Annotated in this window: 18 protein-coding genes; all 18 read right to left on the minus strand. The window is 70.2% G+C overall.

What is annotated here, in order from left to right:
* Window positions 1-11: 11 nt before the first annotated feature.
* A complete protein-coding gene (gene nrdR / locus ASE68_RS11285) occupies window positions 12-485 on the minus strand; it encodes a transcriptional regulator NrdR (protein WP_055858480.1) in 474 nt (157 codons plus the stop codon).
* Window positions 486-556: 71 nt separating this feature from the next.
* A complete protein-coding gene (gene hisD / locus ASE68_RS11290; protein ID WP_055858482.1) occupies window positions 557-1864 on the minus strand; it encodes a histidinol dehydrogenase in 1308 nt (435 codons plus the stop codon).
* Between the two features lie 47 nt (window positions 1865-1911).
* The gene (gene dnaE / locus ASE68_RS11295) at window positions 1912-5385 is read right to left on the minus strand and encodes a DNA polymerase III subunit alpha (protein ID WP_055861208.1); all 3474 of its coding nucleotides are present in this window, start codon (window positions 5383-5385) and stop codon (window positions 1912-1914) included.
* 127 nt (window positions 5386-5512) lie between these two features.
* Window positions 5513-6433 carry an RluA family pseudouridine synthase gene (locus tag ASE68_RS11300; protein WP_055858484.1) on the minus strand — a complete coding sequence of 307 codons (921 nt, stop codon included), beginning with the start codon at window positions 6431-6433 and terminating at the stop codon, window positions 5513-5515.
* A gap of 5 nt (window positions 6434-6438) precedes the next feature.
* Window positions 6439-7182, minus strand: a complete 744-nt coding sequence (gene lspA, locus ASE68_RS11305; RefSeq protein ID WP_082462188.1) for a signal peptidase II — start codon at window positions 7180-7182, stop codon at window positions 6439-6441.
* A complete protein-coding gene (locus ASE68_RS11310) occupies window positions 7172-7861 on the minus strand; it encodes a DivIVA domain-containing protein (protein WP_082462189.1) in 690 nt (229 codons plus the stop codon). Before ASE68_RS11310 ends, lspA begins: the two co-directional genes overlap by 11 nt.
* Window positions 7862-7976: 115 nt before the next feature.
* Window positions 7977-8273 (minus strand): YggT family protein, encoded by a 297-nt coding sequence (locus tag ASE68_RS11315; RefSeq protein WP_055858487.1) that lies wholly within the window; start codon window positions 8271-8273, stop codon window positions 7977-7979.
* A gap of 15 nt (window positions 8274-8288) precedes the next feature.
* Window positions 8289-8759, minus strand: coding sequence for a cell division protein SepF (locus ASE68_RS11320; RefSeq protein ID WP_055858490.1), 471 nt, complete (start codon window positions 8757-8759; stop codon window positions 8289-8291).
* A gap of 33 nt (window positions 8760-8792) precedes the next feature.
* Window positions 8793-9491, minus strand: a complete 699-nt coding sequence (locus ASE68_RS11325) for a YggS family pyridoxal phosphate-dependent enzyme (RefSeq protein ID WP_055858492.1) — start codon at window positions 9489-9491, stop codon at window positions 8793-8795.
* A complete protein-coding gene (gene ftsZ, locus ASE68_RS11330) occupies window positions 9488-10702 on the minus strand; it encodes a cell division protein FtsZ (protein ID WP_055858495.1) in 1215 nt (404 codons plus the stop codon). Before ftsZ ends, ASE68_RS11325 begins: the two co-directional genes overlap by 4 nt.
* 190 nt (window positions 10703-10892) lie before the next feature.
* Complete coding sequence (locus ASE68_RS11335; RefSeq protein WP_235480840.1) at window positions 10893-11633, minus strand: FtsQ-type POTRA domain-containing protein; 741 nt, start codon at window positions 11631-11633, stop codon at window positions 10893-10895.
* A 370-nt stretch (window positions 11634-12003) separates the two neighbouring features.
* Complete coding sequence (murC, locus tag ASE68_RS20240) at window positions 12004-13407, minus strand: UDP-N-acetylmuramate--L-alanine ligase (RefSeq protein ID WP_055858501.1); 1404 nt, start codon at window positions 13405-13407, stop codon at window positions 12004-12006.
* A gap of 105 nt (window positions 13408-13512) precedes the next feature.
* Complete coding sequence (murG, locus tag ASE68_RS20245) at window positions 13513-14613, minus strand: undecaprenyldiphospho-muramoylpentapeptide beta-N-acetylglucosaminyltransferase (protein ID WP_055858504.1); 1101 nt, start codon at window positions 14611-14613, stop codon at window positions 13513-13515.
* Window positions 14610-15875, minus strand: a complete 1266-nt coding sequence (gene ftsW / locus ASE68_RS11350) for a putative lipid II flippase FtsW (RefSeq protein WP_082462190.1) — start codon at window positions 15873-15875, stop codon at window positions 14610-14612. Before ftsW ends, murG begins: the two co-directional genes overlap by 4 nt.
* Entirely contained in the window at window positions 15820-17373 is a 1554-nt protein-coding gene (gene murD / locus ASE68_RS11355; protein WP_055858507.1) for a UDP-N-acetylmuramoyl-L-alanine--D-glutamate ligase, read from the minus strand. The genes ftsW and murD overlap by 56 nt, the downstream gene beginning before the upstream one ends.
* Window positions 17370-18467 carry a phospho-N-acetylmuramoyl-pentapeptide-transferase gene (gene mraY, locus ASE68_RS11360; RefSeq protein ID WP_055861213.1) on the minus strand — a complete coding sequence of 366 codons (1098 nt, stop codon included), beginning with the start codon at window positions 18465-18467 and terminating at the stop codon, window positions 17370-17372. Before mraY ends, murD begins: the two co-directional genes overlap by 4 nt.
* On the minus strand, window positions 18464-19876 hold the full coding sequence (murF, locus tag ASE68_RS11365) for a UDP-N-acetylmuramoyl-tripeptide--D-alanyl-D-alanine ligase (protein WP_055861218.1): 1413 nt from the start codon (window positions 19874-19876) through the stop codon (window positions 18464-18466). The genes mraY and murF overlap by 4 nt, the downstream gene beginning before the upstream one ends.
* Entirely contained in the window at window positions 19873-21417 is a 1545-nt protein-coding gene (locus ASE68_RS11370) for a Mur ligase family protein (RefSeq protein WP_055858510.1), read from the minus strand. The genes murF and ASE68_RS11370 overlap by 4 nt, the downstream gene beginning before the upstream one ends.
* Window positions 21418-21423 lie beyond the last annotated feature (6 nt).

A 21423-nucleotide genomic window follows, 5' to 3' on the forward strand; every position in this document is an offset into this window, starting at 1 on the left:
GGCGACCGCCGCTACTCGACCGGGCGGGCGGGGAGGCGGCCGTGCGCCTCGCGCAACTGGTCGATGGCCGACTCGAAGTCGTCGAGCGACTCGAACGCCTGGTAGACGCTCGCGAAACGCAGGTACGCGACCTCGTCGAGGTCTCGCAGCGGGGGCAGGATCGCCAGGCCGATGTCGTTGGCCTCGATCTGCGACGTGCCCGTCGACCGGATCGTCTCCTCGACGGTCTGCGCGAGCAGCGCCAGGTCGGAGTCGGTCACCGGGCGACCCTGACAGGCCTTCTTGACGCCGAGCACGACCTTCTCCCGACTGAACGGCTCGGTCACCCCGCTGCGCTTCGTGACCGAGAGGCTCGCGGTCTCGGTGGTCGAGAATCGCCCGCCGCACTCGGGGCACTGCCGACGGCGGCGGATTGAGAGCCCGTCGTCGCTCGTGCGGGAATCGATGACTCGGGAATCCGGGTGGCGGCAGAACGGACAGTACATGGTGCTCCCAGCCTAGCGGGGTCGGAACGGCGCGCGCCGGTCGCCGACCGCACCGACCGCCGCGCTCGGGCTCAGTGCTCGAAGCGCGCCGTGACGGCCTCGCCGTGCGCCGGAAGGTCCTCTTCGGCCGAGAGCGTCGCGATGACGGGCGCGACCTCGCGGAGCGCGGCCTCGTCGTAGCGCACGACCTGCTGCGGCCGCAGGAACGTCGCCGCAGAGAGGCCGGAGACGTGCCTCGCCGTGCCGCCGGTGGGCAGCACGTGGTTCGACCCCGCGGCGTAGTCGCCGAGGCTCACGGGCGAGTACGGGCCGATGAAGATCGCGCCCGCGTTCTCGATGCGCGCGAGCGTCGCATCGACGTCGGCGACCTGGATCTCGAGGTGCTCGGCACCGAACGCGTTCGCGAACGCGGCGGCCTGCTCGAGGTCGTCGACCAGCACGAGTGCGGACTGCGGGCCCTCGACGGCGGTGCGCACGCGAGCCGAGTGCTTCGTCGACGAGACCCGCGCCTCGAGGCGCTCGCGCACCGCCTCGGCGAACTCGGCCGAATCGGTCACCAGCACGGATGCCGCGAGCTCGTCGTGCTCGGCCTGGCTCACGAGGTCGGCGGCGACGAAGTCCGCATCGGCGGTCGCGTCGGCGATCACGAGGATGTCGGTGGGGCCGGCCTCGGCGTCGATGCCGGTGACGCCGGCGACGAGGCGCTTCGCCGCGGCGACGAACACGTTGCCGGGGCCCGTCACGCGCTGCACGGGCAGCAGCCCGAGATCGGGGACGCCGTGGGCGAAGGCGCCGATCGCGCCGGCGCCGCCCATCGCATAGACCTCGTCGACGCCGAGGAGCGCCGCGACCGCGGCGATCGTCGGGTGGATGCGGCCCTCGTGGTCGGCCTGCGGCGGCGAGGCGAGCGCGATCGACCGCACCCCGGCGACCTGCGCCGGCACGACGTTCATGACCACGCTCGACGGGTACACGGCCTTGCCGCCCGGCACGTAGAGGCCGACGCGTTCGACGGGCTGCCACCGCTGCTCGATGACCGCACCCGGCGCGAGCACGGTCGTCACCGGCGCGGGCACCTGCGCGGCGCTCGCGGCCCGCACCCTGGCGATCGTGGACTCGACGGCCTCGCGCACGGCGGGGTCGAGCGCCTCGAGCGCGGCGCGCAGCTCTTCGGCCGGCACGCGGATCGAGGTCGGGCGCACCCCGTCGAACCGCTCGGCCTGGTCGAACAGGGCCTGCCCGCCGTGCTCGCGCACCTCGTCGATGATGCGGGCGGCCGGCGCGAGCGCGGCCGTGACGTCGGTCTCGGCGCGCGGAACGAGTGCGAGCAGCTCTGCGGGGGTCGGACGGGAACCACGGAGGTCGATGGTGCGCAGCATGATGCCTCCAGCGTACCCACCGCTCCCGCGAACGACCGCCGGGATCGTCACAGGAGGCAGCTGGGCCCCAGGAGGCTCTTCAGCTCGCCGTAGAAGTCCGCGGTGACCTTGACCGGGTACTGCCCGACCTCGAAGACCCGACCGACGCGGCCCTTCGTCAGCGTGATGCGCACCTCGGTCTCACCGCGATGGCGCACGAGCACATCGCGGAGCGCCTCGGTCGTCGCATGCGTCGCCCGGTTGTCGGGCAGCGTGATCTTCACGATGCCCGACTCGTCGTCCTGACCGAGTTCGGGCGAGATCACGCTGTACGCGTGCAGGTTCATGCCGTCGTCGCGCATGCTCACGCGACCCCGCACGACGACGATCGAGTCGGACTGCAGTCCCGGTGCGAACTCCTGGTAGGCCTTGCCCATGAACATCACCGTGATCTCGCCCGAGAAGTCCTCGACCGTGATCATGCCGTACTGGTTGCCGGAGGCCTTCGCGATGCGGTGCTGCACGCTCGTGACGAGGCCCGCGACCGTGACGGTGTCGGCGTCCTGCGTCGATTCCGACGTGGTGAGGTCGAGGATCGACGTCGACGCGTGCTTCGCGAGCTGCGCCTCGAGTCCGTCGAGGGGATGCTCGGAGACGTACAGCCCCAGCATGTCTCGCTCGAACGCGAGCTTCTGCTTCTTGGGCCACTCGGGTCGATCGGGCACGAGGGACGGCGCGGCATCCCGTTCGTGGTCGTCGAAGAGGCTGTCGAAGTCGAACCCGAAGTCGCCGACCTCCTCGGCCCGCTTCTCCTTCACGACCGACTCGACGGCGCCCTCGTGGATCTCGACGAGCGCACGCCTGGTGTGCCCGAGGGAGTCGAACGCGCCGGCCTTGACCAGCGATTCGACCGTTCGCTTGTTCGCGACCGTCAGCGGGCACTTCTTCAGGAAGTCGTGGAACGACTCGAACCGACCCTTCGCATCGCGGGCCGCTCGGATCGCGTCGACGACGTTGAAGCCGACGTTGCGCACCGCCCCCATGCCGAAGCGGATGTCCTCGCCGACGGCGGCGAAGTAGCCGATCGACTCGTTCACGTCGGGCGGCAGCACCTGGATGCCCATGCGCCGGCACTCGTTGAGGTAGAGCGCGAGCTTGTCGCGGGCGTCGCCGACGCTCGTGAGCAGCGCCGCCATGTACTCGGCCGGATAGTGAGCCTTCAGGTAGGCGGTCCAGTAGCTGAGCACGCCGTATGCCGCCGAGTGCGCCTTGTTGAAGGCGTAGTCCGAGAACGGCAGCAGGATCTCCCAGAGCTTCTGGATCGCGGCATCCGAATAGCCGTTGGCCTTCATGCCGCCCGAGAAGCCCTCGTACTGCTTGTCGAGCTCCGACTTCTTCTTCTTGCCCATGGCGCGACGCAGGATGTCGGCCTGGCCGAGGCTGAACCCGGCGACCTTCTGCGCGATCGCCATGACCTGCTCCTGATAGATGATCAGGCCGTAGCTGGTGTCGAGGATCTCTTTCAGGGACTCCGCGAACTCGGGGTGGATCGGCGTGATCTCCTGCAGCGCGTTCTTGCGGAGCGCGTAGTTGGTGTGCGAGTTGGCCCCCATGGGGCCCGGGCGGTACAGCGCGATGACGGCCGAGATGTCCTCGAAGTTGTCGGGCTTCATGAGCCGCAGGAGCGAACGCATCGGACCGCCGTCGAGCTGGAAGACCCCGAGCGTGTCGCCCTTGCCGAGCAGCTCGTAGGCTCCGGGGTCGTCGAGCGCGAGATCTTCGAGCACGGGCCGGAACCCGCGGTTCGCCTCGATGTTGTCGAGTGCGTCGTCGATGATCGTCAGGTTGCGCAGCCCGAGGAAGTCCATCTTGATCAGGCCGAGGGACTCGCACGCCGGATAGTCGAACTGCGTGACGATCTGGCCGTCCTGCTCGCGCTTCATGATCGGGATGATGTCGATGAGCGGATCGCTCGACATGATGACGCCTGCCGCGTGGACGCCCCACTGCCGCTTCAGGTTCTCGAGGCCGAGGGCCGTCTCGAAGACCGTCTTCGCCTCGGCGTCGGTCTCGACGATCGCCCGGATGTCCGCGGCCTCCTTGTAGCGCGGGTGGGCCTTGTCGAAGATGCCGGTGAGCGGGATGTCCTTGCCCATGACCGCGGGCGGCATCGCCTTCGTGAGCTTCTCGCCCATCGAGAACGGGAACCCGAGCACCCGGCCGGAGTCCTTCAGCGCCTGCTTCGCCTTGATCGTGCCGTAGGTCACGATCTGCGCGACGCGCTCGTCGCCGTACTTCTCGGTGACGTACTTGATGACCTCGCCGCGTCGGCGCTCGTCGAAGTCGACGTCGAAGTCGGGCATCGAGACGCGATCGGGGTTCAGGAACCGCTCGAAGATGAGGCCGTGCTGCAGCGGGTCGAGGTCGGTGATGCGCATCGCGTACGCCGCCATCGACCCGGCGCCGGAACCACGACCCGGCCCGACCCGGATGCCGTTGTTCTTCGACCAGTTGATGAAGTCGGCGACGACGAGGAAGTAGCCGGGGAACCCCATCTGCGAGATGACGCCGACCTCGTAGTCGGCCTGCTTGCGCACCGCGTCGGGGATGCCGTTCGGGTACCGCACGTGCAGGCCGCGCTCGACCTCCTTCACGAACCAGCTCTGCTCGTCTTCGCCCTCTGGCACGGGGAAGCGCGGCATGTAGTTGGCGCTCGTGTTGAACTTCACGTCGCAGCGCTCGGCGATGAGCAGCGTGTTGTCGCACGCCTCGGGGTAGTCGCGGAACACCTGGCGCATCTCGGCGGCCGTCTTGAGGTAGAACTCGTCGGCGTCGAACTTGAACCGGTTCGGGTCGTCGAGCGTCGACCCCGACTGCACGCAGAGCAGGGCCGCATGGCTCTTGGCGTCGTGCGCGTGCGTGTAGTGCAGGTCGTTGGTGGCGACGAGCGGCAGGTCGAGCTGCTTGGCGAGGCGGTGCAGGTCGGTCATGATCCGGCGCTCGATGCCGAGGCCGTGATCCATGATCTCGGCGAAGTAGTTCTCCTTGCCGAAGATGTCGCGGAAGTCGGATGCCGCCTTCACCGCTTCGTCGTACTGCCCGAGCCTGAGCCGGGTCTGCACCTCGCCCGACGGGCAGCCCGTGGTCGCGATCAGGCCCGACGCGTAGGTGGAGAGCAGCTCGCGGTCCATGCGCGGCTTGAAGTAGTAGCCCTCGAGCGAGGCGCGGCTCGAGAGCCGGAAGAGGTTGTGCATGCCCTCGGTGTTCTGCGAGAGCAGCGTCATGTGCGTGTAGGCGCCGGAGCCGGAGACGTCGTCTCCACCGCCGGAACCCCAGCGGATTCGGGTCTTGTCGCCGCGGTGCGTGCCCGGCGTGACGTACGCCTCGGTGCCGATGATCGGCTTGATGCCGACATCCGTCGCCTGCTTCCAGAAGTCGTAGGCGCCGAACACGTTGCCGTGGTCGGTGACCGCGACGGCCGGCATGCCCTGCTCCGCCGCGGCGGAGACGAGTTCACCGACCCGGGCCGCACCGTCGAGCATCGAGTACTCGCTGTGCACGTGCAGGTGGACGAAGGAATCGGTGGCCACTGGGCTCCTCTTCGGATGCTGCGGGGTGGTTCTGGGGGTGCTTTCGAGTCTAGGACGACCCTGCGTCAGCGCCGCCCGTTCAGTCGGCGCGGAGCGATTCGAGCGCCGCCGCGAGGTCGGCCGGGTAGTCCGACTCGAACGTGACCCAGTCGCCCGTGGCGGGGTGCGTCAGCGAGAGCCGGTGCGCGTGCAGCCACTGGCGGGTGAGGCCGAGTCGCGCCGAGATCGTCGGGTCGGCGCCGTACATGCCGTCGCCGACGCACGGATGCCGCTGGGCGGCCATGTGCACCCGGATCTGGTGCGTGCGGCCGGTCTCGAGATGCACCTCGAGCAGCGACGCGGACGGGAACGCCTCGAGCGTCTCGTAGTGGGTCACCGCGTGCTTGCCGTCGGAGACGACCGCGAACTTCCATTCGGACCGCGGATGCCGACCCACCGGGGCGTCGATCGTGCCCGCGAGCGGATCTGGATGCCCCTGCACGACCGTGTGGTAGACCTTCTCGACCTCGCGATCGTGGAACTGCCGCTTGAGCTCGGTGTACGCGCGCTCGGACTTCGCGACGACCATGAGGCCGCTCGTTCCGGCGTCGAGCCGGTGCACGATGCCCTGACGCTCGGGAGCACCCGACGTCGAGATGCGGAAGCCGGCCGCCGCCAGAGCACCGACCACGGTCGGTCCCTCCCAGCCGACGGAGGGGTGCGCGGCGACGCCGGCCGGCTTGTCGACCACGACGAGGTCGTCGTCGTCGTGCACGATGCCGAGGTCGGGAACGGGGATCGCGACGACCTCGACCGAGCGAGGCGGCTGCCAGCTCACCTCGAGCCAGCCGCCGGCCCGGAGCCGGTCGGACTTGTCGAGCGTGCGCCCGTCGAGCACGACTCCCCCGGCCGCGGCGATCTCGGCCGCCTGGGTGCGCGAGAAGCCGAGCAGCTTGGCGATGCCCTGATCGACGCGGATGCCTTCGAGCCCGTCGGGGACGGGGACGGAACGCGACTCCACGGCGATCAGGCTTCGCGCGCGACCGGCACGCTCAGCGCGCCCTGGTCGGTCGAGACGCTCGAGGTCGCGCCGGTGCGGCTGACGTTGCCCTGGTCGCCTGCGCGACCTTCGGGGTCGGCGTCGATGCCACGGTCGAGGTCGCTGCCGCGAACGCCACCGGCGGCGGCGTCGTCGGCTGCGGGCGCCTTCTCGGCATCTGCCGACTCGGCCCCGGCGCTCGTCGCGCCGCCCTTGACCTCACGAGAGCCGTCGAGCCCGACGCCGCGGATCGTCAGGATCATGAACAGCACCATGCTCGAGACGATCGCCATGTCGGCGACGTTGTAGATCGCGGGGATCATCCACGGCGTCGAGATGAAGTCGACGACATGCCCGAGTCCGAAGCTCGGCTCGCGAAGGAGGCGGTCGGTCAGGTTGCCGAGCACGCCGCCCAGCAGGAGCCCGAAGACGAGTCCCCATGCCTTGGAACGGATGCGCCTGGCGAACCAGACGATGAAGGTGATGACGCCGGCGGCCAGGATCGTGAAGATCCAGGTCATGCCGCTCGCGAGCGAGAAGGCCGCACCCGGGTTCCGCACGAAGTGCCACTGGAGCAGGTCGCCGAGCACCGGCACCGTCTCGCCCTCGGTGAGGTTGGAGACGACGAGGAACTTCGCCAGCTGATCGAGCCCGTAGACCGCGAGGGCACCGAGGACGAGAACGACGAGCGCAGTCGAGGTTCCGGCCTTCGTGCCCCGATCAGGCTCCAAAGCCCTGGAAGGTGGGCGTGTGCGCCTGCTCGTTCGAGATGCCCGACTGGGCCGCGAAGCCCTGGTTGTCGGGGACCTGCACCGGAGCAGCCGTGTCGAGGTCGCGCAGCTGACCCTCGATGTAGCTCTTCAGCTTCTGGCGGTACTCGCGCTCGAAGAGACGGAGCCCGTCGACGCGCTTCTCGAGCGCCTGGCGCTCCTGGTCGAGCACCCCGATCTGGGCGCGCTGCTTGGCCTCGGCCTCTGCGACCACGCGGGCAGCAGTGGCGTGGCCCTCGGCGATGAGCGCGTCGCGCTTCTCGATGCCCTCTCGCACGTGCTCCTCGTGGAGTCGGCGAGCGAGCTGCAGCAGGTTGGTCGTGCTGGTCTGCTCGTCGAGCTCGGACTGCACGGCCGGAGCGGGCACGGCGACGGCCACGGTCGCGGGCTGCGGCACCGGCTCTGCGTACGTGGGCTGCACGGCTGCCGCCGGTGCGGACGCCGCCGTCTTCGCGGCCTCTGCGGCGCGCGCTTCGGCGGCCGAGACGCGCTGACGCAGCTCTTCGTTCTCCTGATTCAGTCGACGAAGCTCGACGACGACCTCGTCGAGGAAGTCATCGACCTCGTCCTGGTCGTATCCCTCGCGGAACTTCGTCGCCTGGAAGCGCTTGTTGACCACATCTTCCGGAGTTAGCGCCATGGCTTCTCACCCTCACATCTTCGAACTGTTCGTTGCGTTCTGCTAAACGGTAGCAAAGACCACTCGGATCACCCAGTGTCGCCCACAGACGTTGCGCCGTGTTCGCAGGAGATCGTCAGGCGACGGCCGCGAGCCACGACACCACCGTCATGGCGACGATGACCACGAGCATCGCCAGCGACCATCCGAGGTCGAGGGCGACCTGCCCGATGCGGATCGGCGGAATCAACCGCCTGAACAGGCGCACGAGCGGGTCCGTGACGGTGTACACGAGCTCGACCACGACCAGCCATCCGCCCTGGGGCCGCCAGGAGCGGTTGAAGGTTCGGATCAGGTCGAGGACGAAGCGCGCCCACATCACGAAGAAATAGATGACGAGCAGCGAGTAGAGGATGCTCCAGACGACGGACAACGCGCCTACCGACGGCTACGCGTGCGTGAAGAACGACGCGTCGACGTCGCCTTCGGCTTCACCGGTCTCCCCCGAGACCACGACGTGCGACGGCGAGAGCAGGAAGACCTTGCTCGTGACGCGCTCGATCTTGCCGTGCAGGCCCTGCGAGAGGCCGCTGGCGAAGTCGATCAATCGGCGCGCGTCTCCATCGGACATCTGCGAGAGGTTGATGATGACCGGTACTCCCTCGCGGAAGGACTCGGCGATGACCTGCGCGTCGCGGTACTGACGCGGGTGCACGGTGAGGATCTCGTTCATCTCCGCCTGCGGTGTGCTCGGTTGAATGTGGTTCTTGCGGAGCGGCGTGACGGCCGCACCGGTCTTGGGTGCCGGCGCAGCATGCACGACCGGTGTCGCCGCTGCGGGCGACTCTCGGGGCTCGGCCTCGAACTCCTCGTCCGCGAGGCCGAGGTAGACCATGGTCTTCTTGAGCGGGTTGGACATCGCTGCCTCCGTCTGTGTTCCGTCTCTTCGAGGCTAACCGGCGATGGGCCGATTGCCCGTGATTGCCGTGCCGATCCGCAGGTGTGTCGCGCCTTCGGCGACGGCATCCTCGAGATCGTGGCTCATGCCCATCGACAGCCCGGAGGCCTTGGGTGCGAGCGGCAGCACGACGCGTTCCGACAGTTCGCGCACTCGCGCGAACGCCGGTCGAGCGGGCTCGTCGAGCGGCGCGACGGCCATCAGGCCCCGCAGCTCGAGTCCGGGCGCCGCGAGCACGTGCTCGACGAGCGCGTCGAGCTCGGACGGCGCGACGCCGCCGCGACCCGGATCGTCGGTGAGGTTCACCTGCACGAAGCAGTCGAGCGAGGCCTCGTCCGAGCGCAGCGCGTCGACCAACGCCGGCCGGTCGATCGAGTGGACCGCCGAGGCGTACGCACGGACCTGTCGCGCCTTCTTGGTCTGCAGCTGGCCGATGAAATGCCAGCGCAGCGCGAGGTCGTCGAGTTCGCGGGCCTTGGCCTGCGCCTCCTGGTGCCGGTTCTCGCCGACATCCTGCACGCCGAGTGCGGCGAGGTCGCGCACGAGCATCGCTGGATGGAACTTGGTCACGACGATCGTGCGAATGCCGGTCGGGTCGCGGTCGGCGAGGCGTGCGGCCTCGCCGACGCGCGCGGCGACGGCCTGGAGTCGCGCTCGCAGGTCGTCGACTCCTGCGGAGCGCTCCTCGGTCACTTCAGGAAGTCGGGGATGTCGAGGTCGTCGTCGTCGGCGTCGAAGGCCGGGTCGGAGACGATCTGGTCGGCCGTCGAGGTCTCAGGCCCGCCCCAGTTCGCGGTCTCCACGAGCTCGTCGATGTCGATCTCGCCGATGACGTCCGCCGAGTCGGCGCCGCCGACCGAGCCGCCGCCGGCCGAGGACGCACCGACGCCCGCACCGATCGAGACCGCGGCGGGCACGAGCTGCTCGCGACGCACCTCGACGGGCTTGGCGCCCGGCTCTCCGCCGTCGAAGCCGGCGGCGATGACCGTGACCCGCACCTCGTCGCCGAGCGTGTCGTCGATGACGGCACCGAAGATGATGTTGGCCTCGGGGTGCACGGCCTCCTGCACGAGCCTGGCGGCGTCGTTGATCTCGAAGATGCCGAGGTTCGATCCGCCCTGGATCGAGAGCAGCACGCCGTGGGCGCCGTCGATCGAGGCCTCGAGGAGCGGGCTCGCGACGGCGAGCTCGGCCGCCTTGATGGCGCGATCGGCGCCCCGGGACGAGCCGATGCCCATGAGCGCGGAGCCCGCGCCCTGCATGACCGACTTGACGTCGGCGAAGTCAAGGTTGATGAGGCCGGGTGTCGTGATGAGGTCGGTGATGCCCTGCACACCGGCGAGGAGCACCTGGTCGGCCGTGGCGAACGCCTCGAGCATCGAGATGCCGCGGTCGCTGATCTCGAGCAGGCGGTCGTTCGGCACCACGATGAGGGTGTCGACCTCTTCCTTCAGGCGTGCGACGCCCTGCTCGGCCTGGGTCTGGCGGCGCTTGCCCTCGAAGCCGAAGGGCTTGGTGACGACACCGATGGTGAGGGCGCCGATCGACTTCGCGATGCGGGCGACCACGGGTGCGCCGCCGGTGCCGGTGCCGCCGCCCTCTCCGGCGGTGACGAAGACCATGTCGGCACCGGCCAGCGCCTCTTCGATCTCTTCGGCGTGGTCTTCGGCTGCGCGACGGCCGACCTCGGGGTCGGCGCCGGCGCCGAGTCCGCGGGTGAGGTCGCGGCCGACGTCGAGCTTGACGTCGGCGTCGCTCATGAGCAGCGCCTGTGCATCGGTGTTGATCGCGATGAACTCGACGCCGCGGAGGCCGAGCTCGATCATGCGGTTGACGGCGTTGACGCCGCCGCCGCCGATACCGACCACCTTGATGACGGCGAGGTAGTTCTGGTTAGTCGACATCTCCGGCCCTTCGTGCGAACTCTGAACTTTGAACCTCAAGTCGAGGGTTAAAGTCTTGCCGAGTATGCAATTCCTGTGTTCGAAGGTATGCGGACGACGCGCGTCGTGCCGCAAGGCACGCGGGCGTGTCGCGAACACCTTCGTCTCGATTCGGGCGCACGACGAAGCGGATGCTCGAACGAGCCTCCGATCACATCGTGACCGGACTCATCGGCGCTGAGACATCGTACAGGGACACCGATCCCGGAGGCGCCGCCCGCATGAGGTCGTCGAGCACGTCGGCCTTCAGGCCCGAGTCCTCGGCGCTGCCCCACACGACGCGGGCATCGCCGATCTGGAGCGTCACGTCGTCGGCCGTCTCCGCCGAGGCGGCCGTCACCTGCATCCGGATCTCGGCGGGCAGGCTTCGCACAACGCCCGCGACGGCGCGGAAGCCGTCGCCCGCCACTCCCCCTTCGACCGTGATGACGGGCTGGCCGTCGGGCCTGGCCTCCGGTCGGTCCATGACCACGCCCGCCGCGTCGACGAGCACGAGGCCGTCGTCGGCCTCGATCACCCCGACGGGCGTGCGCTCCACGATGCGCACCACCAGCGTGTCGGGGGGAACGGCCTCGGTCTGGTAGGTCTCGATGAGCGGGAACCCGGACATCGCCTTCTGCACCCCCGAGCGGTCGATGAGGGCGAGCGGCGTGCCGAGGATGGGCTCGAACGCGGCCTCGACCTCGGCGGCGGGAACCCTCGACGCGCCCTCGACGCGCACCACTCGCAACGCCATGAGCGGCGAGTAGGCGCCGATCAGCACCGCGGCGACGAGCAGCCCGATCGCGCCGAGCGCGATGCCCCAGGCCAGCCTGCGCCGCCTCGTGCGAACCGTGAACCGGCGCACCTCGGCGCGCTCGTACCGACGTCGATCGCGTGTGGCCCTCGCCAAGGCGCGCCGCGCCGCCCATCCGCTCCGTGGCAGTGCGGGCTCGCCGGAAGGGCGGTCGACGGGAGCACGCTCCCCTGTCGTCGCGTCTCCGCGAGGCTCAGGGCGAGGTGGGGGGTTCGACGCGGCAGCGCGTGCACCCCGAGCACCGGTGCTCCCGCCCGAGACCGGCTCGATCGCCTCGGTGACCGCGGTCCCGGATGCCGCGGGCGGCTGCTTCGCGACATCCGCCCGCCTTCGCTCATCGGCACCGCGCCGCTGGGGCGTCGGCGTCGGCGTCGGCGTCGAGCCGCGCGACTGCGTGCCGGTCGCGGCCTGGCGCGGTGGCGCCGGCCGATCGAAACCCTGCGGCCGCTTCACGCGGCGGGCATCCTCACCCGAGCTCGCGTTCGAGCGAGCCGAGCAGCTGCGGCACGATGCGGTAGACGTCGCCGCAGCCGAGCGTGATGACGAAGTCGCCCGAGCGGGCGATCTGCGCCGTGTGGTCGGCGGCGGCCTGCCAGTCGGCGATGAAGGACACGTGCTCGGGGTCGGCGAACCGCTCGCTGACGAGCGCACCCGTGACGCCGGGTACGGGATCTTCGCGCGCGCCGTACACGTCGAGCACGACGGTCTCGTCGGCGTACTGTTCGAGCACCTCCGCGAACTCCTTCGCGAAGGCCTGCGTGCGGCTGTACGTGTGCGGCTGGTGCACGGCGATGATGCGCCCCTCACCCACGACGGTGCGGGCCGCGGCGAGGGCTGCGGCGACCTCGGTCGGGTGGTGCGCGTAGTCGTCGTAGACGCTCACCCCGCCGACGTTGCCGTGCAGCTCGAACCGCCGACCCGTGCCCGCGAACCGCGCGATGCCGGCGAGGGCCGCGGCGGGGTCGAACCCGAGGCCGGTGAGCACGGCGAACGCGCCGGCCGCATTGATCGCGTTGTGGTGTCCGGGAATCGCGAGGCGCGCATGGTAGGTCTCGCCCTCGTACTCGACGGCGAATGCGACCGGCCCCTCGGTGACGACCGAGTGCACGCGCACCGTGGCGTCGGCCGCCTCGCCGAAGGTGACGATGCGCTCGTGCGAGAGGCGCTCGCGGACCCGCGTCGCGCCGGCGTCGTCGCTCGAGATGACGACGAACTCGCGGGCCCGGTCGGCGAACTCGACGAACGCCTGCTCGAAGGCCTCGCGCGAGCCGTAGTGGTCGAGGTGATCGGGGTCGACGTTCGTGATGAGCGCCACCGAGGTGTCGTAGAGCAGGAAGGAGCCGTCGGACTCGTCGGCCTCGACGACGAAGAGCTCGCCTTCACCGGATGCCGAGCTGACGCCCAGGTCGGCGAGCACGCCGCCGTTCACGAACGTGGGATCGGCGTCGAGCGCGAGCAGGCCGGTGACGATCATGCCCGTCGAGGTCGTCTTGCCGTGCGCGCCCGCGACCGACACGAGCCGCTGGCCCGCGATGAGCGCGGCGAGGGCCTGCGAGCGGTGCAGCACCGGCAGCCCGCGGGAGAGGGCCAGCTGGTACTCGGGGTTGTCCTGCCAGAGTGCGCCCGTCACGACGACCGTGTCGATGTCGTCGCCGAGGTTCGCCGCGTCGTGCCCGATGGCGATCTCGGCGCCGAGGTCGCGAAGTGCACCGATGTTCGCCGAGTCGCGCACGTCGGAGCCCGTGACCCGGTGGCCGGCACCCAGGAACAGGCGCGCGATGCCGCTCATGCCCGAGCCCCCGATGCCGACGAAGTGCACGGCGCCGAGATCGGACGGGATCGAGGTGGAGAGATCGGGCTTGATGGTCACGGCGTTGCTTTCTCTGGGCTCTGGGCTGTGCTGCGCTGGCCGGCCTCGAGGGGCTGCGGCCGAAGGTTCGAGGCGGCGGATGCCGAGGCATCCGTCACCTCAACGTTACGCGTCCGCGACGGTGCCGTCGGCATCCGCGCCGAGGGCCGCCTCGATGAGGTCGAGCATGCGATCGGTGCCGTCGCGCCGACCGACGGATGCCGCGGCGACCGCCATGCGACCGACCCGCTGCTCGTCGGCGAGGAGCGGCAGCACGTGCTCGCCCACCCACTCGGGCGTGAACTCGGCATCGTCGACGAGGATGCCGCCGCCCGCCTCGACCACGTCGGCCGCGTTGAATCGCTGCTCGCCGTTGCCGACCGGGTAGGGCACGAGCACCGACGGGATGCCGAGGGCGGCGAGTTCGCTCACGGTGGCCGCTCCGGCGCGGGAGACGGCGAGGTCGGCGACCGAGAGGGCGAGGTCCATTCGGTCGGCGTACTCGAGCATGCGGTAGTCGGCGAGACCGGGATCGGTGACGTCGGAGTTCGCCCCGGTGATGTGCAGCACCTGCCAGCCGGCCGCGGTCAGCGCCTCGGCGGATGCGGTCATCGTGCGGTTGATGCGGCGGGCGCCGAGGGATCCGCCGGTCGCGAGCAGCACGGGCCGCTCGGCGTCGAGGCCGAAGAACTCCGCGGCGGGCTGGCGCAGCACGGCGCGGTCGAGCTGCTCGATCTCGCGGCGGAGGGGCATGCCGACCACCTCGGCGTGCCGGAGCGGGGTGCCGCTGAACGCCACGCCGACGGTCTCGGCCCAGCGCGCGCCGAGGCGGTTCGCGAGTCCGGGCCGCGCGTTGGCCTCGTGGATCGCGACGGGCACGCCCTGGCGGCGGGCCGCGAGGTAGGCGGGCGTCGAGACGTAGCCGCCGAAGCCGACCACGATGTCGACGCCTCGCTCGGCGATGATCGAGCGCACGTCGGCGACCGATTGACTGAACCGCTTCGGGAACCGCACCGCTGCACCGTTCGGGCGGCGCGGGAACGGCACCTTGGCGATGGTGAGCAACTCGTAGCCGCGGGCGGGCACGAGCCTCGCCTCGAGGCCCTCGGCCGTGCCGAGGACGAGCACCTCGGCCGTCGCATCGCGCTCGCGCAGGCGGTCTGCGACCGCGAGCAGGGGGTTCACGTGGCCGGCGGTTCCGCCGCCGGCCAGCAGGTAGACGGTCATCGCGTGCGCCCGGCCGCGGCGCGGGAGTTCGAGCGGGCGGCCGCACGGGCGGCGGCTCGAGCGGTCGCCGCGGGGTCCCGCGCGACGGACAGCACGACGCCGATCGCGAAGAGGGTCGTCACGAGGGCGGTACCGCCCGCGGAGACGAGCGGAAGCGGAACGCCGAGAACGGGGAAGACACCAAGCACGACACCGATGTTGACACATGCCTGGCCGATGACCCACACCATGACCGCCGCCGTGACGGTCTTCGCGAAGGGCGTCTGCGCCGCACGCAGCACGCGCGCGAACGCGACGGCAAGCAGCACGAACAGGGCGATGACGACGATCGCCCCGATCAGGCCGAGTTCCTCGCCGATGATCGCGAAGATGAAGTCGTTGTCGGCGGCGGGCAGCCACGACCACTTCGCCGTGGAGTTGCCCAGGCCGACGCCGAAGATCCCGCCGTTGGCCAGGGCGAAGCGCCCGTGCTGGATCTGCCAGCAGTCGTCGCCGGAGCCCTGCTCGCAGTTCTCCTGGAGGAAGGCGCTGATGCGTCGCATGCGGTTGTCGCTCGAGACCGCGACGATCACGAACACCGCGGCGCTCAGCAGCACGGGCGGCAGCAGCAGCCGGAACCGGACCCCGATGAGGAACAGCGTGCCGAGCAGCATCGCCCCCATGATCATGACGGTGCCGAGGTCGCCGCCGAGGAGCACCAGGCCGATCGCCCCGCCGCCGACGAGGAGGATCGGCATCACGCCCTTGCCGAGGTCGCCGAGGTAGGCCTGCTTCTTCGTGACGATCAGCCCGAGCCAGATGACGAGCGCGACCTTGATGAGCTCCGACGGCTGGAACTGGATCGGCCCGAGGGCGAGCCAGTTCGTGTTGCCGCCCACCTCGATGCCGAGGGGCGTGGCCACCACGAGCACCTGCATCGCACAAGCCGCCCCGAGCAGCGGCCAGGCGAGCCAGAGCCAGAAGCGCTCGGGCATGCGGCTCGCGATGAGCATCAACGGAACGCCGATGAGCGCGAACGTGCCCTGCCTGGCCGCCTGGTCGAAGAATCCGCCGTCCTCGAGGCGGGATTCGACGGTCGATGACGAGAGCACCATCACGAGCCCGAACAGCACGAGGAACACGACCGTGCTGAGCAGCAGCACGTAGTCCTTCGACTCGACGCGGAAGACCCGACCGAGCCGGATGCGGGCGGCGACGCCCCCGCGCTCAGTCTCCGGCGTCGGGTTCGTGCGGGGCGGCGTCGTGCGGGGCGGAGTCGCCATCCGCCTCACCTTCCAATCGTGCTCGTACCGCTTGCTGGAACCGACGGCCTCGATCGGCGTAGTCGGCGAACTGGTCCATCGAGGCCGCTGCCGGGGCCAGGAGCACCGTGTCCCCGTCTTCGGCGATCGACTCGGCGAAGGCGACGGCCAGCGCCATGACGTTTCCAGTGTCATCGGCGTCGACCTCGAACAGCGGCACGTCGCTCGCGTGTCGAGCGAACGCCTCGACGAGTGCCGCCCGATCGACTCCGATCACGACGGCCGCACGAAGTCGTCCGACGTGGGCCGCGACGAGTCCGTCGACGTCGACGCCCTTCAGCAGGCCGCCGACGATCCAGACGACCTTGGGGTACGCCTTCAGCGACGCCTCGGCCGCGTGCGGGTTCGTGGCCTTCGAGTCGTCGACCCAGCGGATGCCGCCCGCCACCGCCACGGTCTGGATGCGATGCGCGTCGAGGCTGAACTCGCCGAGCGCATCGTGGATCACGCCGACCGGAACGCCGACGGCGCGCACGAGTGCCGATGCGGCGAGGATGTTGGCGACGATGTGCGGGGCGCCGAGTCCTCGGGGTTCGAGCTCGGCGACCGTGGTGATCTCGAGCGCAGAGGAGTGCCGCTCCTCGAGGAACGCGCGATCGCAGAGGATGCCCTCGACGACGCCGAAGTCGCTCGGACCGGGGGTGTCGAGGCCGAAGCCGATCGCCCGGGCGCCGTCTTCGACGTCCGCCTCCTCGACCATGCGCCGCGTGGCCTCGTCGGCTCGGTTGTACACGCAGGCGATGCGCGTGTTGGCGTAGACCTTTGCCTTGGCCGCACGGTAGGCGTCGGCGGAGCCGTGCCAGTCGAGGTGGTCGTCGGCCACGTTCAGGCAGACGCTCGCGACCGGATGCAGCGCACCGGCGCCCTCGACGGGCAGCGCGTGCAGTTGATAGCTGGAGAGCTCGACGACGAGCACGTCGAACCCGCCTGGATCGCGCACCGCGTCGAGCACCGGCACGCCGATGTTGCCGCACGGGGCCGCGCGCAGGCCGTTCGCCGCGAGGAGCGACGCCGCGAGCTGCGTGGTCGTGGTCTTGCCGTTGGTGCCGGTGACGAGGATCCAGTCGGCGGCGCGCACCTTGTCGCGCACCCGCCAGGCGAGCTCGATGTCGCCCCAGACGGGCACGCCCGATGCGACGGCCCACTCGAGCACCGCGTTGTCGGGGTGGAACCCGGGCGAGGCGATGACCAGTTCGGGTGTGAACGCCGTGGCCTCGTCGGGCACCGCGTCGAGCGCGTGCCGCAGCACCCGCACGCCGATGACGTCGAGGATGCGCGCGCGGTCGTCGTCGACGTTCGTCGCCGCGAGCAGCACGTCGGCGCCGAGCTCCGAGAGCGTGTCGGCGACCGCGAACCCGGTGACGCCCGCGCCGAGCACGAGCACCCTGAGGCCGCTCCAGTCGGCGTGCCAGCTCGTCAGGGAGTCGAGGCGGCCGCCAGCGGCATCCGCATCGGTCATCGCTGGAGCCACTCGAAGTAGAAGGCGCCGGTGCCCGCGGCCACGAACATGCCCGCGATCAGCCAGAAGCGCACCACGATGGTGACCTCGGCCCAGCCCTTCAACTCGAAGTGATGGTGGATCGGACTCATCAGGAAGATGCGTTTGCCGCCGGTGAGCTTGAAGTAGGCGCGCTGCACGATGACCGAGCCGGCCTCGATGACGAAGATGCCGCCGATGAGCACGAGCAGCAGCTCGGTGTGGCTGAGGATCGCGAGCGCCGCCAGCGCGCCGCCGAGCGCGAGCGAGCCGGTGTCGCCCATGTAGATCTTCGCGGGGTTCGTGTTCCACCAGAGGAATCCGATGAGCCCGCCGACGATGGCCGACGCGACGATCGCGATGTCGAGCGGGTCGCGAACGTCGTACGCGCGGTATGCGTCGGCCATGTTGAGGTTCGGGCTGAACTTCGACTGGTTGAACTGCCAGAAGCCGATGATCACGAACGAGCCGATGGCGAGGGCCGAGGCACCGCCCGCGAGGCCGTCGAGCCCGTCGGTGACGTTCACCCCGTTCGACGCCGCCGCCGTGATGAGGCAGATCCAGACGACGTAGATGATCGTGCCCGCGATGGTGCCGAAGACCATGAAGTCGAGGGGCAGGTCGCGGATGAACGAGATGCTCGTGCTGGCCGGCGTGACGCTCTCGGCGTTCGGGAAGTTGATCGCGAGCAGCGCGAACGCGGCCGCCACGGCCGTCTGCCCCGCGACCTTCGCCCACCCGCCGAGCCCGAGGCTCTGCTTCTTGCGGGTCTTGAGGAAGTCGTCGAGGAACCCGACCAGGCCGAGGCCGACCATCATGAACAGCACGAGGAGGCCGGTGGCCGTCGGCTTCTCGTTGCTCAGCAGCAGCGTCGCGCCGAAGTAGCCGAAGATCGTGCCGAGGATGAAGATGATGCCGCCCATGGTGGGCGTGCCGCGCTTGACGTGGTGGCTCTGCGGGCCGTCGTCGCGGATGAACTGGCCCCACCCGAGCTTCACGAAGAGCCTGATGAACAGGGGGGTCAGAAACAGCGTGAAGGCGAGCGACAATGCGCCTGCGCTCAGAAGTGCTCTCACGAGAACCATTCTCCCAGTCGGTCGCCGAGGTGGCGAAGACCCGCCGAGTTCGAGGATTTCACCAGCACGGTGTCACCGGGCCGGATGGAGGCGACGACGAGGTCGTACGCCTCGTCGGAGGTCTCGACGAAGGCGGATTCGCCGTCCCACGAGCCCTCGTTGATCGCCGTGATGTGCAGGCGCCTGGCGCCCTGGCCGACGATGACGAGCTGCGAGACGCCCAGGCGCACGGCGAGCAGGCCGATGCGGTCGTGCTCCTCGCCCGAGAACTCGCCCAGCTCGCTCATCTCGCCGAGCACGGCGATCGTGCGCGTGCCCGGCGCCTTGACCTGCGCGAGCGTCTTCAGGGCCGCGCTCATCGAGTCGGGACTCGCGTTGTACGCGTCGTTGATGACGGTCACGCCGTCACGGCCGCCCATGACCTGCATGCGCCAGCGCTCGGCCAGGGTGACCCCTTCGAGCGCGGCGACGATGTCGGCGAGGGCGACGCCCAGTTCGACGGATGCCGCGACGGTCGCCAGCGCATTCATCACGTGGTGCTCGCCGAGCACCCCGAAACGGACCCGCGCTGATTCGCCGCCGGGCACGTGCACCGTGAACTCCGTGCCGCGCGCGTGCACGACGACGTCGGTCGCGCGCACGTCGGCCGCTGAGCCGAGGCCGAAGGTGACCACCCGTGCGCTCGTGACGGCCGCCATGGGGGCCACGCGGGGGTCGTCGAGGTTCAGCACCGCGACATCCGTCGGCAGCAGGTCGGTGACCATCTCGGACTTCGCCCGCACGGTCTGCTCGATGCCGCCGAACTCGCCGGCGTGCGCCAGGCCGACCTTCAGCACGATGCCGATGTCGGGCCGCGCCATGCGCACGAGGCGGGCGATCTCGCCGACGCCCGACGCGCCCATCTCGGCGACGAGGAACCGGGTGTCGTGCTCGAGGGAGAGCATCGTGATCGGCGCGCCGACCTCGTTGTTGTACGACGCGCGCGCGGCCACCGTCGGGCCGACGTGCTCGAGCACCGCCCGGAGGAGGTTCTTCGTCGTCGTCTTGCCGTTCGATCCCGTGATGCCGACGATCTTGAGCGCTCCGGCCGCACGCACGCGGGCGACGACCTCGGTCGCGAGGGCGCCGAGCGCGACGACCGAGTCGTCGACGACGATCTGCGGCACGTCGAGGTCGAGCTCCTGCTCGACGACGAGCAGCGCCGCGCCCTGCTCGGCGGCAGCGGGGGCGAAGCGGTGTCCGTCGTCGAACTCGCCGCGCTTGGCGAAGAACACGTCGCCTGGCGTGATCTCACGTGAATCGGTGGTCACGGTGCCGTCGACGCGCGACTCGGACGTGGCATCCGTGTCGCGCAGTCGCAGCGACCCGCCGATCGCCGTGGCGATCTCGTCGAGGCTGAGGGAGATCATGCGAGCCACCCGGCTTCGCGGAGCGCGGCGCGCGCGTCGTCTCGTGCTGAGTAGGGGATCTTGACGCCTTTCACTTCGTGGTAGTCCTCGTGGCCCGGGCCGGCGTAGAGGATCGCATCGCCGTCGCCCGCGAGGGCGAGCGCGGCACGGAACGCGGCGCGCGGGTCGGCGATCTCGTGGAGCTCGCGGTCGGGCACCGCGGCTCGAGCACCCTCGATGAGCGCCGCGCGGATGGCCGCGGGGTCCTCCCATCGCGGGTGGAAGTCGGTGATCACGACCGCGTCGGCACCGCGCGCCGCGATGGCGCCCATGTCGGCGCGCTTCGTCGTGTCGCGGTCGCCGTCGGCTCCGAACACCATGACGACCTTGCCGGTCGTCGTACGGCGGATCGCGTCGAGGGTCTGCAGGAACGCGTCGGGGCTGTGCCCGTAGTCGATGTAGACGATGGGTCCGCGATCGCCCGAGATGCGCTCGGCGCGGCCCGGGATGTAGGCGTCGATGCCGTCGGCGCCGAGCGCCGACTCGATGCGGTCGAGGTCGTATCCGGCCTCGACGAGCATGACGATCGCGAGCGCGGCGTTGGCGGCCATGTACCAGCCGAGCAACGGAACCCGGGTCTCGAGCACGCGACCCTCCGGCCCCTCGAGCCGGAACGCCGTGTACGCCGGCTGCTCGTCGAGCACCGTGAGGCGCCAGTCGGCGGCGACGTCGGGCTTCGTGGTGAGCGTCGTGACCGGGATGCGCGCGTCGTCGACGAGACGCCGGCCCCATTCGGAGTCGACCGTGATCACGCCGCGGCGCGCGCGCTCGGGCTGGAAGAGATCGCGCTTGGCCTCGTAGTAGACGTCCATCGACGCGTAGTCGTCGAGGTGGTCGTGCGTGAGGTTCGTGAACCCGGCGATGTCGAACACGAGGCCATCGACGCGGTGCCGCGACAGGGCCTGCGCCGACACCTCGACGCCGACCGCGCGCACGTCGACCTCGCGCATGCGCGCGAGCAGCGCGTGCAGCTCGCTCGCCTCGGGGGTCGTCAGCGAGCTCGTGACGGCCTCGTCGCCGATGCGGCGCTCAGCGGTGGACGTGAGGCCGGCGACCACGCCGAGCTGGCGCAGGATGCCGAAGAGCAGGTAGACGACGCTCGTCTTGCCGTTGGTGCCGGTGACCGCGAAGAGCGTCGCCGGGTTCTCGTCGGTGCGGTGGATCCACGCCGCGACGTCGCCGAGCGTGGCGCGCGCATCGTCGGCGACGAGCACGGGCAGGCCGGAGTCGGCCGCGAGGTCGGCGCCCGCGGCATCCGTCAGCACGGCGACCGCCCCGGCATCGCGGGCTGCGGCGGCGTACTGCGCACCGTGGGCGTTGCGCCCCGGCACGCCCACGTAGAGGTCGCCGGGGCGAACCGTGTTCGACGACAGCACGACCCCGGTGACCTCGAGGTCGCCCGGATCGCCGCGCACCTCGAGGGCGAACGTCTCGGCCAGACCGCGAAGCGAACGCGGGGCGGGGTGCTGCGGCCGGAGGGCCGTTGGAGGCGATCCGGTCACGAACCC

The organism is Agromyces sp. Leaf222 (assembly GCF_001421565.1).
Taxonomy (GTDB): Bacteria; Actinomycetota; Actinomycetes; order Actinomycetales; family Microbacteriaceae; genus Agromyces.

Excerpts from the sequence above, each read along its gene's own strand:
- nrdR (WP_055858480.1), bottom strand. The coding sequence starts at position 485 with ATGTACTGTCCGTTCTGCCGCCACCCGGATTCCCGAGTCATCGATTCC.
- hisD (WP_055858482.1), bottom strand. The coding sequence starts at position 1,864 with ATGCTGCGCACCATCGACCTCCGTGGTTCCCGTCCGACCCCCGCAGAG.
- dnaE (WP_055861208.1), bottom strand. The coding sequence starts at position 5,385 with ATGCTCGACGGTGCGGCCCGGGTCGGTGAACTCGTCTCCGCCGCGGCG.
- ASE68_RS11310 (WP_082462189.1), bottom strand. The coding sequence starts at position 7,861 with ATGGCGCTAACTCCGGAAGATGTGGTCAACAAGCGCTTCCAGGCGACG.
- ASE68_RS11320 (WP_055858490.1), bottom strand. The coding sequence starts at position 8,759 with ATGTCCAACCCGCTCAAGAAGACCATGGTCTACCTCGGCCTCGCGGAC.
- ftsZ (WP_055858495.1), bottom strand. The coding sequence starts at position 10,702 with ATGTCGACTAACCAGAACTACCTCGCCGTCATCAAGGTGGTCGGTATC.
- murG (WP_055858504.1), bottom strand. The coding sequence starts at position 14,613 with ATGACCGTCTACCTGCTGGCCGGCGGCGGAACCGCCGGCCACGTGAAC.
- ftsW (WP_082462190.1), bottom strand. The coding sequence starts at position 15,875 with ATGGCGACTCCGCCCCGCACGACGCCGCCCCGCACGAACCCGACGCCG.
- murD (WP_055858507.1), bottom strand. The coding sequence starts at position 17,373 with ATGACCGATGCGGATGCCGCTGGCGGCCGCCTCGACTCCCTGACGAGC.
- murF (WP_055861218.1), bottom strand. The coding sequence starts at position 19,876 with ATGATCTCCCTCAGCCTCGACGAGATCGCCACGGCGATCGGCGGGTCG.